Origin of the sequence: Methylovulum psychrotolerans, assembly GCF_002923755.1 — a bacterium.
In the GTDB taxonomy this organism is placed as follows: domain Bacteria; phylum Pseudomonadota; class Gammaproteobacteria; order Methylococcales; family Methylomonadaceae; genus Methylovulum; species Methylovulum psychrotolerans.
Genome location: NZ_PGFZ01000001.1, coordinates 163,372 through 177,699 on the forward strand (window position 1 = coordinate 163,372; position 14,328 = coordinate 177,699).

The following is a 14,328-nucleotide window of genomic DNA, read 5'->3' on the forward strand; positions in this document are numbered from 1 at the left end:
GGGTGCCGGGCCGCCGTGTGCGGACTGGTTTCCAGACGGGATAAGTGGAGGCGTAACCCACTCGGGACAAGTGTCCCGAATTTTAATCTTTAGGAGAAATAAATGGCAGCAGTATCTATGCGTCAAATGCTCGAAGCGGGTGTCCACTTTGGCCACCAAACCCGTTACTGGAACCCCAAAATGGCTAACTACCTGTTCGGTTCGCGTAACAAAATCCACATCATCGATTTGGAAAAAACGCTTCCTTTATTTAACGACGCTATGAACTATCTGGGTCAAATGGCGGCTAACAAAGGCACTATTTTGTTTGTCGGCACCAAAAAAGCCGCGCGTAAAGTGGTCGCCGAAGAAGCGGCGCGTTGTGGTATGCCTTACGTCAACCATCGTTGGTTGGGCGGCATGATGACCAACTTTAAAACCATCAAAAAATCAATTAACCGCCTGAAAGAGCTGGAAGCGATGAAAGCGGACGGCACTTTGTACCAACGTTTCGGCAAAAAAGAAGCCTTGGGTATGGAGCGCGAACTGGAAAAGCTGGAACGCAGCCTCGGCGGCATTAAAGACATGAAAGGCGTGCCTGATGTGATTTTCATCTTGGATGTCGGCTACGAAAAAAATGCCATCAGCGAAGCCAGAAAATTGGGCATTCCTGTGGTCGGTGTGGTTGACTCCAACAACTCACCTGACAAAGTGGATTATGTCATTCCGGGTAATGACGATTCAATCCGCGCCGTTAAGCTGTATTGCGAAAGCGTGTGCGCGGCGGTATTGGATGCCAAAGCGGCGACTTTAGGCCTGTCCGCCAAAGCCGACGACTTTGTTGAAGAAGCGCCAGCAGCAGAATAAAGGCCGCTTCCGGCCTACGGCAAATGCTGTAAGGGCCGGGATTGGATTAGACAACGCCTCCTTAACGGGGGCGTTTTTATAGTGACACAGACTATTTTTAAAAAACAGGCGAGGAAAACGAGCAATGAGTATTACTATTAGTGCAGCAATGGTGAAAGAGCTACGCGAGAGAACCAGTTCAGGCATGATGGAATGTAAAAAAGCGTTGGTTGAAGCCGAAGGCGACATGGAATTGGCGATTGAGAACATGCGTAAGGCCGGTTTGGCGAAAGCCGACAAAAAATCAGGCCGTATCGCTGCCGAAGGCATCATTGGCGTACAAGTCAGCCCCGACGGCAAAACTGTCGCTATCGTTGACATTAACTGCGAAACCGACTTTGTTGCCAAAGCCGACGATTTTGTCAGCTTTGTCAAAAACGTGACGGTCGGTATCTTAAATGCCGATATTCAAACCGAAGAACAATTATTGGCGATGCCGTTGGAAGATGGCGTTACTGTCGACGAAATGCGCCGTGGCCTGATCGCCAAATTGGGCGAAAACATCACCGTCAGACGTTTTGAAAAATTCACCGCCTCAGAAGGCGGCACCGCTTGCTATCTGCACGGCAGCAAAATGGGCGTAATCGTTGAGTTGGCGGTTGCCGACCCTGAGTTAGGTAAAGATGTCGCCATGCACATTGCCGCCAGCAAACCCATTTGCGTGTCCGAAGACCAAGTGTCGCCTGAAACTATCGCCAAAGAAAAAGAAATTTTCATGGCGCAAGCGGCAGAAAGCGGCAAGCCTGCGGAAATTATCGAAAAAATGGTGGTCGGACGGATCAGCAAATTCTTGGCCGAAGTTACCCTGTTAGGCCAACCGTTCATTAAAGACGATAAAATCACCGTCGGTAAGTTGGCAGCTTCTAAAGGCAATAAAGTCATCCGTTTCAGCCGTTTTGAAGTGGGCGAAGGTATTGAGAAAAAAGAAGAAAACTTTGCCGAAGAAGTCATGGCGCAAGTACGCGGCAGTTAATGTCCGCCTCCCAAGCAACTTGGGATAAAATGCTTGCCACTTAGACGTAACCCTTTAAAAGCCGACCTCCGATAAAACTATGACCAAGCTGATTTGCCAAAGAATATTGTTGAAATTAAGCGGTGAAGCCTTAATGAGCGATGTGGGCGGCAGTATCGATGCCGACATTGTGCAGCGGCTGGCGACCGAAATTAAAGAATTGTGTGACTGCGGTGTTCAGGTAGGTTTGGTGATCGGCGGCGGCAACATCTTGCGCGGTGCGGAAAAGGCCTCCCAAGGCCTGGACCGCGTCACCGGCGACCAGATGGGAATGCTTGCCACCGTCATCAATGCCTTAGCCATGCAGGATGCCATTGAGCATTTAGGGCAACCGGTACGCGTGATGTCCGCGCTTAAGATTAATCAGGTCTGTGAAGATTATATCCGCCGCCGTGCCGTCCGGCATTTGGAAAAAGGCCGGGTGGTGATTTTTGCTGCCGGGACGGGTAATCCGTTCTTCACCACCGATTCCGCCGCCAGCCTCAGGGCGATAGAAATCAACGCGCAATTGATGATTAAGGCCACGAAAGTCAAAGGCGTGTATTCGGCCGACCCTGAAAAAGTTAAAGATGCGACGTTTTACCCGCGTTTAAGTTATGACGAAGCCCTGGACCAACGCTTAAATGTTATGGACACCACCGCTTTGGTATTGTGTAAGGAAAACAATATGCCGATGCGGGTCATGAATATTTTTGAGCAGGGGGCTATTATGCGGCTGATGACCGGCGAAGACATCGGCTCACTTATTCAATGAGGAACACAAAATGATTAATGATATTCAAAAAGATGCCTCTATCCGTATGGGTAAAAGCATCGACGCTTTGAAACATGAATTTTCTAAAATACGCACAGGCCGTGCGCATCCGAGTTTGTTGGACCAGGTGACGGTGTCTTATTACGGCACTGAGTCCTCTATCTCCCAAGTCGCCAATGTCGCGGTGGAAGATTCGCGTACCCTGACTATCACGCCTTGGGAAAAAGGCATGGTGCAGGCGATTGAAAAGGCGATCTTAAAGTCCGATTTGGGGCTTAACCCGGCGACTAACGGTATGGTTATCCGGGTGCCGTTGCCGTCTTTGACGGAAGAGCGCCGCCGGAGTTTGGTCAAGGTCGTTAAGCACGAAGCTGAAAATGGCCGCGTGGCGATCCGCAACATCCGCCGCGATGCCAATTCCGACATTCAAAAAGCGTTAAAAGAAAAGTTGATTTCAGAAGACGAGGCACGTTCAGGCGAGGACAAAATCCAAAAGCTGACCGACCAGTTTGTCAAAGATGTGGAGAAGTTGTTGGAAGCCAAAGAAGCTGACTTATTGTCCATTTAAGACTGGGATTAACGTTATGTCCAATGATGACCTGAACTTTTCGGCGGCGACTCCCCGCCATATCGCCATTATTATGGACGGTAATGGGCGGTGGGCGCAGAAGCGTTTTATGCCCCGCGCGTTCGGTCATCAGGCAGGCGTTAAGACCGTCAGGAAGATGGTCGAGTATTGCGCCAGAAATAAGATAGAGGTGTTGAGCCTATTTGCGTTCAGCAGCGAAAATTGGCGGCGGCCGCAAGATGAGGTGTCCATGCTGATGAACCTGTTTTTGGCGACGCTGCAAAGTGAAATCAATAAGCTGGACCGCAACAATATCCGTTTGCGTTTTATCGGCGACCGGAGCCAGTTTTCTGACAGTTTGCAGAAAAAAATGGCCGAAGGCGAAACGCAGACCCAGAACAATACCGCCCTGACCTTAGTGATTGCCGCCAATTACGGTGGCCGCTGGGATATGTGCCAGGCCTGCCAGCAAGTGCTGGATAAAATGGCGGCGGGCGAATTGCCGCCGCAAGCGATTACCGAGCAGTTGCTGAACCAGCATTTGTCTACCGCCGGGTTGCCGGAACCGGATTTGTTTATCCGTACGGGCGGCGAGCAGCGGGTGAGCAATTTTATGCTGTGGCAACTCGCTTACACGGAAATGTATTTTACCCCGACGCTGTGGCCTGATTTTGACGAAGCAGCGCTGGAAGCGGCGGTTGTCAGCTTTACGGGCCGGCAACGCCGGTTTGGCCATACCGGCGAGCAGATAGCTAACCGATCCGTTACCTTATAATTTATCTTAAGACCTACCCATGTTATTACAGCGAATTATCACAGCATCTATCTTGGCAACCTTGATTGCCCTCGCCGTCTTTTTGTTGCCGATTGACTATTTCTCCCTCGTGTTGGCGATTATCGCCCTAATCGGCGGCTGGGAATGGGGCAACTTGATTGGCATCAACTCATTGCTTAAGCGCGTGTTGTTTTTGGTGATGATGATAGTTCCGATGTTAGGCATCCATTTTTGGACACAACTGCTGGAAGTGGTGGCCACCCTGTTAGATTGGACGGAAGTCAGAACCTATTCGGGGGTGTTGGACTGGCTGGCGGTTCCGCCCGTGATGTTTTGGCTGCTGATGATGATTATGATCCGCAACGCCCCCGGCGGTGTCTTGGCGTTGCAATTAAAACCCCGTTACAAGGTTTTTATCGGTTGGTTTGTGCTGTTGGCGACATGGATGTTCCTGTCACGCTTGCGGTCTTTTTATGGCTCAGAAATGACTATGTATTTTTTATTGCTGATTTGGGCTGCCGATGTCGCCGCCTATTTCGTCGGCAAAAAATATGGCACGGTCAAGCTGTCGCCTGAAATCAGCCCCGGCAAAACGGTTCAGGGCATGTACGGCGCTTTGGCGGCGGGGGCGTTGTGCGGCGTTATCCTGTGCCTGATTTACCTGTTCCCGATTATGATTTCTGCCGACTTTGTGTTGCTGTCGGCTTTGACGGTGCTGATTTCGATTTATGGCGACTTGTTTTTCAGTGTCGTCAAACGCCAAAGGGGCGTTAAGGACAGTGGCTCGATATTACCCGGCCACGGCGGTATCTTAGATCGGATAGACAGCATTATCGCCGCCGCCCCGTTCTTTTATGCAGGCGTGTTCCTGATTTATCGGAGCGTATCATGAAAGGGATTTGCATACTCGGCGCGACCGGCTCTATTGGGGTCAGTACCTTGGATGTCGTGGCACGGCATCCGCATTTATACCGGGTCGTAGCCTTAACCGCCAACACCAATACCGATCTGCTGTTTAGTCAATGCTTGGAGCACCACCCCGATTATGCGGTGGTGGTGGATGAAAAGCGGGTACAGGCGTTTCGGGAAAAAATTAAAGCCTCGATAGTATCCGACATTAAAGTGTTGTCGGGGGCTAAAGCCTTGGAGCAAGTCGCCAGTTTGCCCGCTGTCGATTCGGTCATGGCGGCGATTGTCGGCGCGGCGGGGCTGTTGCCTTCCCTAGCCGCCGCCAAAGCGGGCAAAACCGTGTTGCTGGCGAACAAAGAAGCCTTAGTCATGTCCGGCGACATTTTTATGCAGGCCGTCACCGCCGCCGGGGCGCAGTTACTGCCGATTGACAGCGAGCATAACGCCATTTTCCAATGTATGCCCGCCGCTTATCAAGCCGGTCAGCATAGTCCGCTGGTACGGCGCATTTTATTGACTGCCTCCGGCGGCCCGTTCCGGCAAACCCCTTTAGAACAATTACCCGATGTCACCCCCGCGCAAGCGGTCGCCCACCCTAATTGGGATATGGGCAAAAAAATCTCCGTCGATTCGGCGACCATGATGAACAAAGGCTTGGAAATGATCGAAGCCTGCCTGTTGTTCAATATGCAGCCTGAGCAAATCCAAATCGTTATCCATCCGCAAAGCGTCATCCATTCGATGGTCGATTATGTCGACGGCACGGTGCTGGCGCAAATGGGCAACCCCGATATGCGCATCCCTATCGCCCATGCCCTTGCCGCCCCCGAACGCTTTGACTCCGGCGCTGAGCCGCTAGACATCTTTAAGGTCGGGCGTATGGATTTTGAAGCCCCTGACTTCCAACGCTTCCCTTGCTTGCGTTTGGCTTACGAGGCCATCCATGCGGGCGGCATTATGCCGACTGTGTTAAATGCCGCCAACGAAATCGCCGTCGAGGCCTTCCTGCAAGGGCAGATCCGCTTTACCGACATCGCTAAGGTGATCGAACGCAGTATGGCGGCGTTTACCGTCCGCCCAGCCGACACGCTGGAGATTGTCTTGGACGCAGACCAGCAAGCGCGGGTAGCCGCCAACCAAGTGTTAAGCCAATTGGACCGTTAATGGCCTTCTTACATACGCTGTTTTATTTTTTCCTCGCCATCGGGCTATTAGTGTCTATCCATGAGTTTGGGCATTTTTGGGTGGCGCGTAAAGTCGGCGTAAAGGTGTTAATATTTTCGGTCGGCTTTGGCAAAATTCTCTGGTCGTACCAAAAATCCCCCACCGACACCCGTTATGCCTTTTCGGCGATACCTTTGGGCGGCTATGTCAAAATGGTTGACGAACGCGAAGGCGAAGTCAGCCCCAAGGATTTGCCGTTTGCCTTTAACCGCCAAGCCCTGTGGGCGAGGTCGGCTATTGTCGCCGCCGGGCCGGTTTTTAACCTGGTGTTGGCGGTATTGCTGTTTTGGAGCGTGCTGGTGATCGGCGAGGCCGATTTTAGGCCGATTATCGGGGTTGCCGAGCAAGGTACCTTGGCGGCGCAAGCGGGCTTTGCCGACGGTGAAGAAATTATTGCCGTTAATGGCAAAACCTCGCCGACCTGGACAGAAGCCATGGGTTTGCTGATGGCGGCGGGTATGGACGGCGATCAGAGCATTCAGGTCACGGTCAAAAATCCAGCGGATGAACAACGGGAGCGGGTTATCACGTTGGCCGAAGGCGATGCCGAAAGCCCCGATAAGCTTTATCAGCATTTTGGCTTTAAGCCGTGGTCGCCAAAGCTCAAGCCTATTATCGGCACAGTTTTGCCGGACAGCGCCGCCTTGGCCGCTGGTTTAAAAACGGGCGATGTGTTGCTCAGCGCCGACGCGATACCGCTAGATGACTGGCTGCAATGGGTCGGCATCGTCAAAAAACATCCGGGCAGCCCGATTAGCCTGATGATTGAGCGTGATGGCGTAGCCATGCCTATAACGATTATTCCCAACGCTGTGGTAACGGATCCCCAAAGCCAGCAGAAAGAAGGCAAGATCGGCGCTTCGGTGCTGTTTCCTGACGAGTTGCGCAAAAAAATAAGCGTCGATTATGTGTTGCCGCCTTGGGAAGCTATCCCGATTGCTTTTGAAACCACCTATTATAATGCCAGCGGCACGTTGAAAATGATCGGCAAGATCATCATCGGCAAAGCGTCGGTAAAAAACTTAAGCGGCCCGCTGAGCATTGCCGAATATGCGGGTAAATCCGCCGAGGTCGGTTTAGTGCCGTTTTTGAAATTTTTAGGCTTAATCAGTGTCAGTTTAGGTGTGCTGAATTTATTGCCGATTCCGGTATTGGACGGTGGCCATCTGTTGTTTTTTGCCTTGGAAGCCATTTTTGGCCGACCCATGCCGGAACGGGTGCAAATGGCATTCCAGCAACTCGGTATGCTGCTGCTGTTCGCGGTGATGGTTTTGGCGTTGGTTTTGGATATGCAGCGCAAGTTTTTTTAAGCGGATTTAAAAACCCGCTAACAATAAGGGGCGTGTAGGATGTTGCCCCGCAGGCAGGCTTATCTTAGGCCTATATGAACAAATCCATGTTACTGCTGTCGGACAGCCACAGCATTCTATATTTGTAACCCACGAGAAAACCATGAAAAAACTACTTAAGATTGCCGCGTTATCGGTGACGGCGTTAAGCTTAGCCGTTGCCCATGCCGATGAAACCGCCATTAAGCAAATGTTGGCGAAATCTATGCCGGATGTGCGCGTGGACTCTGTCCGGCCTTCGGATATTAAAGGCATTTATGAGGTTATGGTGGGGGCAAATATTTTGTACGCCACGGAAGACGGCAAGTATATTTTTCAAGGCCGTTTGATTGATGTCGAATCACGCGCCGATTTGACCGAACAGAAATTAGGCGCTGTCCGTCTGGCCGCTTTAGATAAGCTTGGCGAAGCGAAGATGATTATCTTTAAGGCGAAAATCCCTAAATATACCGTCACTATTTTTACGGATATTGATTGCGCTTATTGCCGCAAGCTGCATTCGGAAATTGATTCTTACATGGCGCAAGGCATTACCATCCGCTATGTGTTCTTCCCCCGTGCCGGCAAAGGCTCCGAGTCTTACAATAAAGCCGTGTCGGTTTGGTGCGCTAAAGACCGTAACGCCGCGTTAACCGCCGCCAAGAAAGACCAGTCTATCGATAACAAATCCTGTGAAAATCCGGTTGATGAACACATGCAGCTGGCCGCTGATTTTGACGTAAAAGGCACCCCGATGATTATCACCGAAAAAGGCAATGTCTACCCCGGTTACTTGCCTGCGAAAGAATTGGTGCAAGCCTTGGAAATTGAGAAAAAGCCCCGCTAACTCCCTTTCGGCTACGCTCAGGGCAAGCTTCGAGGCTCAGGGTATACACTTCAAATGGTCAAGTTTTCGGCTTTTTGGTAGGGTACGCTGTACCCTCAGGGGCATAAATGCGTACCTTTAAAAAACCATCATAAAATCAGTGCAAAAGGTACGCACAGCGTACCCTACGGTGAATTGTAAAAGCCGAAAACTTGGCCGTTCCAGTATAGCGTAACGGCTAACATCGCTTGTCAAGGATGTTAGCCGTTTTAGTGTGGCCTTATGGTTGGCTGGCTTTTTTATGGTGCAGATACCATTTTCCGGCGATAAAGGCAATAGCGGCGACTACGGCAAAGACGATCAGGTGTTCGACATCGCGGATGGCGTTGTAAACTTGGTCGGCTAAATGGCCAAAATGGTAGACTACCCAAACAATCAGCGGCACACTGATTAACGCCGCCAAACCGTCGTATAAAAGAAACACTTTATAAGGCAAATGCAGCGACCCGGCGCAGAAAAAAGTCGGTGCCCGCAGGCCGGGCATAAAGCGTGAGACAAAAATGACCTTATTGCCGTGCTGGTGCAGCTTTTCCTTTACATTATCCAAGCGTTCGGGGGTCAGAATCTTACTGAAAAAAGGTTTTTTGGTGATTTCCGACCCGTATTTCGCACCCAAGAGAAAAATGCTGCTGTCGCCGATCAACACCCCCGCCATACTGACGATCACCATCGCCACAACATTCACCTTGCCGTAATAGGCCAGCATTCCGGCTACGAATAAGGTGATGTCTTCAGGAATCGGCAACCCCAGACCACAGGCCAGCAAGACCACGAACACCAGCACATAAGGCATCATGCCCCCAAAACTCTGTGCGAAATTTAATAGCTCCTCCACGGTTTAACCCCTCTTATTATCAATAATTATTTGCCGGCACAGGCAGGTAGACGGCTGTCTTTAGCGCCTGTAGCCGGGCGATTGTTATATGGCAATGCTTAGCCCGAAGATAATCGCTGATAGCGGCGGGATTGTCAATTTAACAGGGCGGGGAAGTGGGTTTATTTGTTTTTGAGGCGGATGGATAGTAAGTACTACAGAGGCAAGCCAACCTGATTTGTTGGGTTAGGCGAGAGCTTAAAGCCCTCGGCAAAGGCTAAAGACCTTTGCACTCCACTGGAGAGGCCGCACCGAACGGAGTGCAATGGTCTTCAGCCATTGCACGGTCAACAGGTGCTGGGCAGATGACGGTGTTGCCGTTATCGTTGTGGTTGGTGAAGGTTGGCATGGGATGGCCTTTTTGTGTGTCCTAAACTGCGCCGATTTTAGGGTGGTAGCGGTTTATTGGCAAGGGTTGTTTGGCGGTTAGGCCTAATGACGCGTAAGCAGCTAGTCTTGCTGGCAATTGGCTCCCCGTTCCTTAATTGTCAGAAAAATATCTGTAAAAAAGTATTCTTATGTGTTGTTTTTAAGTAAATCTATAAATTCTCCAATGTTACGATGCTTTAAATCATTGGGTGTTTCATCTGTTAAAGAGAAATTATGAAATTCATGCCAATCATGGTCAAGCTGTGGATTATATTCCTTAAAATGTAAGTCTGGTATGTCTATTTTGTTAGCAAGAAAGTAACGCCTTTCTATAAAGAGATTCTCCGCTATTAAATTAAGTCTGTCGGGTTTTAGGTTATATTGGTTGGAAAAGATAACCTCGCCCCAGTTTTTAAAGTTTCCTGCATCCCGATAAAGATATTCAAATTTGACATTCATAACGGCTTCTACTTTTTGAAAATACATTCCCGATGGTAGCGTAAAAAATCGGCAAGAGGGCTAAACTTTTGGGGTAAAAAAATTGGCTTACCCTCGTAAGCCAATATTGCAGAATTAAAAAAAAGATCGTCATGGCTGGTATATTTTTTTGAAACGCTGATAGTCATGTTTTCAGCAATTGTCAAAATGCCCATATCAAATGCTTTGTCATGTAGCATTGATAAACAAAGCCCGTTACTAGGATTTAATCGATTTGTTTCATCTATTCGCCACGGCACTATATGACTGGCTACCAATAGTTTTGTATTGGCAAGTCCTGTTATGCAGCAACGGTTATTGTAAGCACTCAGCACTGAACGTCGGAAAAAAGTTTGACCAACTCGGCTTGTCGATTGGATGGTTTTGTTGCTTCCGGTATAATCAGCGGCATCATATAGTTCGTCTATGTCTAAAGACAATTCCGGTATTTCAAAAGTATTTATAGCTTGTTGCATTTTATTGGCAAAAGCATCCCTGTCAAGTTGCATTTCTTCCCACATCGCTCTATCTAATGTTGATGCTCCTTTTAGTCCACTACGTCCGGTTGATATTATTGCAGGATCAATACTAGCAATATTCACTAATTTCATTGCTAATGCTGACGGAGTTCTATCAATAATTTCCGCATATTTAATAATTTCAGGATTTTTTTTGTGCATTTTCCCAAAGGGCATTTGACAATATAAATTGAAAGCGATTAGCAGTTGATTGTATGTCCAGCTATTTTTAGTTGCCATTATAGAGTCCGAAGCTGATTATGCGACATAATAAACGTATAACTTAAGAACGGTCATTGATTAGTATGGGGCAAACGGTTTTACCTGACATTTCTCAAAACTACCAGATTCAATTTATCCCTATTAACGGCTTTATTTCGCGCCAAAAGGTACGACAAGCCTAATGGCTGTTGTCGGGCAGAACCGCTTGCCCGACCTACTGGCTATTTTCATTCAACTTATTGATTAATATTTAATTAATCGTCTTTTTAAACCAAACTTTTCAATTTATACAGCCAATCTAAAGCCTGCCGGGGGCTGAGTTCGTCGGGTTTGACTTCTTCTAGCAGGGTGACTGCGGGGTGGCATTCGGGGGCGGAGAACAAGTCCAGTTGGTTGGTGCCGGTTTCTTTTTGCTGTTCTTGGTAGGCCATGTTTTCTAGGTGTTGTAGTTTGTGTTTGGCTTTTTCGATCACTTGTCGGGGTACGCCTGCTAGGGCGGCGACTTGTAGGCCGTAGCTTTGGCTGGCTGCGCCTTCTTTGACGGCGTGTAAAAAGATAATCCTGTCGTCATGCTCCATCGCATCCAGGTGGACGTTGTGGATGATTTTCTGCTCTTCCGCTAAGGTGGTGAGTTCAAAATAATGTGTGGCGAACAGGGTGAAGGCTTTGCATTCTTTCGCCAGATAGTCGGCGCACGCCCAGGCTAAGGACAGGCCGTCGAAGGTGCTGGTGCCGCGGCCTATCTCATCCATCAGCACCAAGCTTTTGGCGGTGGCGTTGTGGAGGATGTTGGCGGTTTCTGACATTTCCACCATAAAGGTCGAGCGGCCGCCGGAGAGGTCGTCGGACGCACCGATGCGGGTAAAGATTTTGTCCACAGGGCCGCAGTGTAAGGCTTTGGCGGGGACGTAGCAGCCGATATGGGCGATGAGGACGATTAAGGCGGCTTGGCGCATGTAAGTCGATTTACCGCCCATATTGGGGCCGGTGATGACCAGCATCCGCCGTTGTGGGGAGAAAACCAAATCATTGGCGATGAAGGGAATGTCGGAGACTTGCTCAACCACTAAATGCCGCCCGCCCGTAATGCGGATGCCGGGCTTGTCGCTCAGTACGGGTTCGGCGAGGTTGAGGCTGTCGGCGCGTTCGGCAAAGTTGGTCAGCACGTCCAGTTCCGCTAAGGCGGCGGCGCAGTGTTGCAGCGGCACGAGGTCTTCGGCGATGGTGCTCAGCAGGCCGTCGTAGAGGGCTTTTTCACAGGCCAGGGCTTTGTCACGCGCACTCAGGACTTTATTTTCAAAGGCTTTCAGTTCTTCGGTGATATAACGCTCCACGCCTTTTAAGGTTTGTTTGCGGGTGTAATGGGCGGGGATTTTCGCGCTGTGGGCGTTGGCGATTTCGATGTAATAGCCTTGGACGCGGTTGTAGTTGACTTTGAGGTTGGCGATGCCAGTGGCGGCTTTCTCCCGCGTTTCCATGTCCAATAAAAATTGGTCGGCGTTTTGGCTCAGGTCGCGTAATTCGTCCAATTCGGCGTTAAAGCCCGCCGCCAAGACGCCGCCGTCGCGGATCAGTACGGGCGGGTTGTCGATCAGGGCGGTTTGCAGTAAGTGCAATAAGGCGGGTTGTTCGCCGATGTGGCCGCGTAACTGGGCGATTTGCGGGTTATCGCTGTCGGCTAGGCACTGTTGCAAGTTGGGCAACACCGCTAAGGTATTGCGCAGTACCAGCAAATCGCGGGGCCGTGCCGATTTTAAGGCCACCCGCGAGCTGACGCGCTCAATATCGCCGACTTGTCTGAGTAAGGTTTGTACGGTTTGGTAATGTTGGTGGTTGAGTAGGCTGCCGACACAGGCATAGCGGTTTTTCAGCACCTCATGGTCACGCAAGGGGCGGTTGAGCCAACGGCGCAGGCAGCGGCCACCCATGGCGGTGGCGGTTTTGTCCAGCACCCCGAACAAGGTGTATTGCAGTTGTCCGGTCGGGTGGCTGTCCAGTTCCAAATTACGGCGGCTGGCGGCATCGAGCAGGATGCAGTCGTCGGTCTGTTCGACACGGATGCCTTGGATATGCGGTAAGGCGCTTTGTTGGGTGTCCTTAACGTATTGCAATAACGCCCCGGCGGCGGCAATGGCGGTGTGCAGGTTGTCGCAACCGTAGCCTTTCAGGTCTAGGGTGTTAAATTGCCTAAGCACCAATTGCCGGGCGCTGGCCGTGTCAAAATGCCAAGGCGGGCGTTTGCATAAGCCGCTGCGCTGTTTAAGTGCGGCGGGGGCTGACCAGTCTTCGCCGAATAACAGCTCGGCGGGGTTTAGTCGGGCGATTTCGCTCAGCAGTTGGTCTTCGCCGTGCAGTTCTTGCAGGATAAACCGCCCGTTGCTTAAGTCCAGGCTGGCGATGCCGTAGGTTTGTTGGTTTTGGAACACCGCCACTAAGAGGTTGTCCTTACGGTCTTCCAGCAAGGCTTCGTCGGTGACGGTGCCGGGGGTGATGATGCGCACCACTTTGCGCTCGACCGGGCCTTTACTGGTGGCGGGGTCGCCGATTTGTTCGCAAATCGCCACCGAGAGGCCGTGTTTTAGCAGGCGGGCGAGGTAGTTTTCCGCCGCGTGGTAGGGTATGCCCGCCATGGCGATAGGTTCGCCCGCCGAACTGCCCCGGCTGGTCAGGGTGATGTTGAGCAATTGCGCGGCTTTTTTGGCATCGTTAAAAAACAGCTCGTAAAAATCGCCCATGCGGTAAAACAGCAGGGTGTCGGGGTAATCGGCCTTGATGCGGAAATATTGCTGCATCATGGGGGTGTGCGGTGTCGGGCTGGAAGTCATTAACAAATAACGGCAAAGGTGGATGGGGTTGGGCTGGTAGGGCTTAGGCTTCGCTCAGTACGAGTGACACTTCGCGGCTGCTGTGTCCGTGCAGATAAAACCCGCGCATTTCCAAAATGCCTTTGGTGTCTAGGGAGATGATTAAATATAGGGCATCGGGGTAGGCGGCCAGTTCCAAATCCGTCGCCGAGGGCAGGGCGGGGGCGTGGGGGTGGGAGTGGTAAATGGCGAACAGGCTCTCGCCGTGCCCGCGCATGGTGCTGAACGCGGCGATTTGTTGCGCCGGGTCGAGTAAAAACCGTTGCTCAGGCAACTCGGCAATGTTGGTGATGGGGTAGCACCGGGTCGGTACGCCTGAGATAGCGCCCACTAAGCCGCAGACTTCTTGCTCTGGGGCAAGTTGGGCGTTATGCAGCAGTTGGTTGGCGATTTTGCGCGGTATTTGGATGGCTTCGGTCATGGGTGTACGGAGGGCTGAAAAGTAGAAGGGGTAAAGTTTAACATTTCAACCGCAACACATCGACTGTAACTCGATCATCAAGTTTTTAATATTAGAATAAGCAACTTAGCCACTAGATATTGGATTAGTATTTTAATTAAGTAAAAACAACAAGTTGCAATGGAATCCGTCCCCCTCCCCTGATGGGGAGGGATGGGGTGGGGAGAATCTAAATAAGGCTTTTTTCATTAAACGAAATAAAA

Annotated in this window: 15 protein-coding genes; 9 read left to right on the forward strand and 6 right to left on the reverse strand. The window is 50.7% G+C overall.

Features of this window, described 5'->3' with window-relative positions:
- The first annotated feature begins 102 nt into the window (after positions 1–102).
- From rpsB to AADEFJLK_RS00800, 9 genes are all read left to right on the forward strand, one after another.
- Positions 103–846 carry a 30S ribosomal protein S2 gene (rpsB, locus tag AADEFJLK_RS00760; RefSeq protein WP_088620757.1) on the forward strand — a complete coding sequence of 248 codons (744 nt, stop codon included), beginning with the start codon at positions 103–105 and terminating at the stop codon, positions 844–846.
- 124 nt (positions 847–970) lie between these two features.
- The gene (tsf, locus tag AADEFJLK_RS00765) at positions 971–1,858 is read left to right on the forward strand and encodes a translation elongation factor Ts (RefSeq protein WP_198328318.1); all 888 of its coding nucleotides are present in this window, start codon (positions 971–973) and stop codon (positions 1,856–1,858) included.
- 79 nt (positions 1,859–1,937) lie between these two features.
- Positions 1,938–2,651: a UMP kinase gene (gene pyrH, locus AADEFJLK_RS00770; protein ID WP_088620758.1), complete on the forward strand. Its 714-nt coding sequence runs from the start codon at positions 1,938–1,940 to the stop codon at positions 2,649–2,651.
- A 10-nt stretch (positions 2,652–2,661) separates the two neighbouring features.
- Positions 2,662–3,219 (forward strand): ribosome recycling factor, encoded by a 558-nt coding sequence (gene frr / locus AADEFJLK_RS00775; RefSeq protein ID WP_088620759.1) that lies wholly within the window; start codon positions 2,662–2,664, stop codon positions 3,217–3,219.
- Between the two features lie 16 nt (positions 3,220–3,235).
- The gene (gene uppS, locus AADEFJLK_RS00780) at positions 3,236–3,994 is read left to right on the forward strand and encodes a polyprenyl diphosphate synthase (RefSeq protein ID WP_088620760.1); all 759 of its coding nucleotides are present in this window, start codon (positions 3,236–3,238) and stop codon (positions 3,992–3,994) included.
- Between the two features lie 19 nt (positions 3,995–4,013).
- Positions 4,014–4,886 (forward strand): phosphatidate cytidylyltransferase, encoded by an 873-nt coding sequence (locus AADEFJLK_RS00785; RefSeq protein WP_103972964.1) that lies wholly within the window; start codon positions 4,014–4,016, stop codon positions 4,884–4,886.
- Complete coding sequence (gene ispC / locus AADEFJLK_RS00790) at positions 4,883–6,067, forward strand: 1-deoxy-D-xylulose-5-phosphate reductoisomerase (protein WP_088620762.1); 1,185 nt, start codon at positions 4,883–4,885, stop codon at positions 6,065–6,067. The genes AADEFJLK_RS00785 and ispC overlap by 4 nt, the downstream gene beginning before the upstream one ends.
- Positions 6,067–7,437 carry an RIP metalloprotease RseP gene (gene rseP / locus AADEFJLK_RS00795; RefSeq protein WP_103972965.1) on the forward strand — a complete coding sequence of 457 codons (1,371 nt, stop codon included), beginning with the start codon at positions 6,067–6,069 and terminating at the stop codon, positions 7,435–7,437. The genes ispC and rseP overlap by 1 nt, the downstream gene beginning before the upstream one ends.
- A 142-nt stretch (positions 7,438–7,579) precedes the next feature.
- The gene (locus tag AADEFJLK_RS00800) at positions 7,580–8,302 is read left to right on the forward strand and encodes a disulfide isomerase DsbC N-terminal domain-containing protein (RefSeq protein WP_103972966.1); all 723 of its coding nucleotides are present in this window, start codon (positions 7,580–7,582) and stop codon (positions 8,300–8,302) included.
- 259 nt (positions 8,303–8,561) lie between these two features.
- Here AADEFJLK_RS00800 and AADEFJLK_RS00805 read toward each other — a convergent pair whose 3' ends face one another.
- From AADEFJLK_RS00805 to AADEFJLK_RS00825, 6 genes are all read right to left on the reverse strand, one after another.
- Positions 8,562–9,176: a DedA family protein gene (locus tag AADEFJLK_RS00805; protein WP_103972967.1), complete on the reverse strand. Its 615-nt coding sequence runs from the start codon at positions 9,174–9,176 to the stop codon at positions 8,562–8,564.
- A 256-nt stretch (positions 9,177–9,432) separates the two neighbouring features.
- Positions 9,433–9,564 (reverse strand): hypothetical protein, encoded by a 132-nt coding sequence (locus tag AADEFJLK_RS25800; RefSeq protein WP_282957347.1) that lies wholly within the window; start codon positions 9,562–9,564, stop codon positions 9,433–9,435.
- Positions 9,565–9,731: 167 nt separating this feature from the next.
- Positions 9,732–10,043: a hypothetical protein gene (locus tag AADEFJLK_RS00810; RefSeq protein ID WP_146054478.1), complete on the reverse strand. Its 312-nt coding sequence runs from the start codon at positions 10,041–10,043 to the stop codon at positions 9,732–9,734.
- Between the two features lie 8 nt (positions 10,044–10,051).
- Entirely contained in the window at positions 10,052–10,819 is a 768-nt protein-coding gene (locus tag AADEFJLK_RS00815; protein ID WP_103972969.1) for an HNH endonuclease, read from the reverse strand.
- 248 nt (positions 10,820–11,067) lie between these two features.
- Positions 11,068–13,596: a DNA mismatch repair protein MutS gene (gene mutS, locus AADEFJLK_RS00820; RefSeq protein WP_103972970.1), complete on the reverse strand. Its 2,529-nt coding sequence runs from the start codon at positions 13,594–13,596 to the stop codon at positions 11,068–11,070.
- Between the two features lie 73 nt (positions 13,597–13,669).
- A complete protein-coding gene (locus AADEFJLK_RS00825; protein ID WP_103972971.1) occupies positions 13,670–14,086 on the reverse strand; it encodes a M67 family metallopeptidase in 417 nt (138 codons plus the stop codon).
- Positions 14,087–14,328 lie beyond the last annotated feature (242 nt).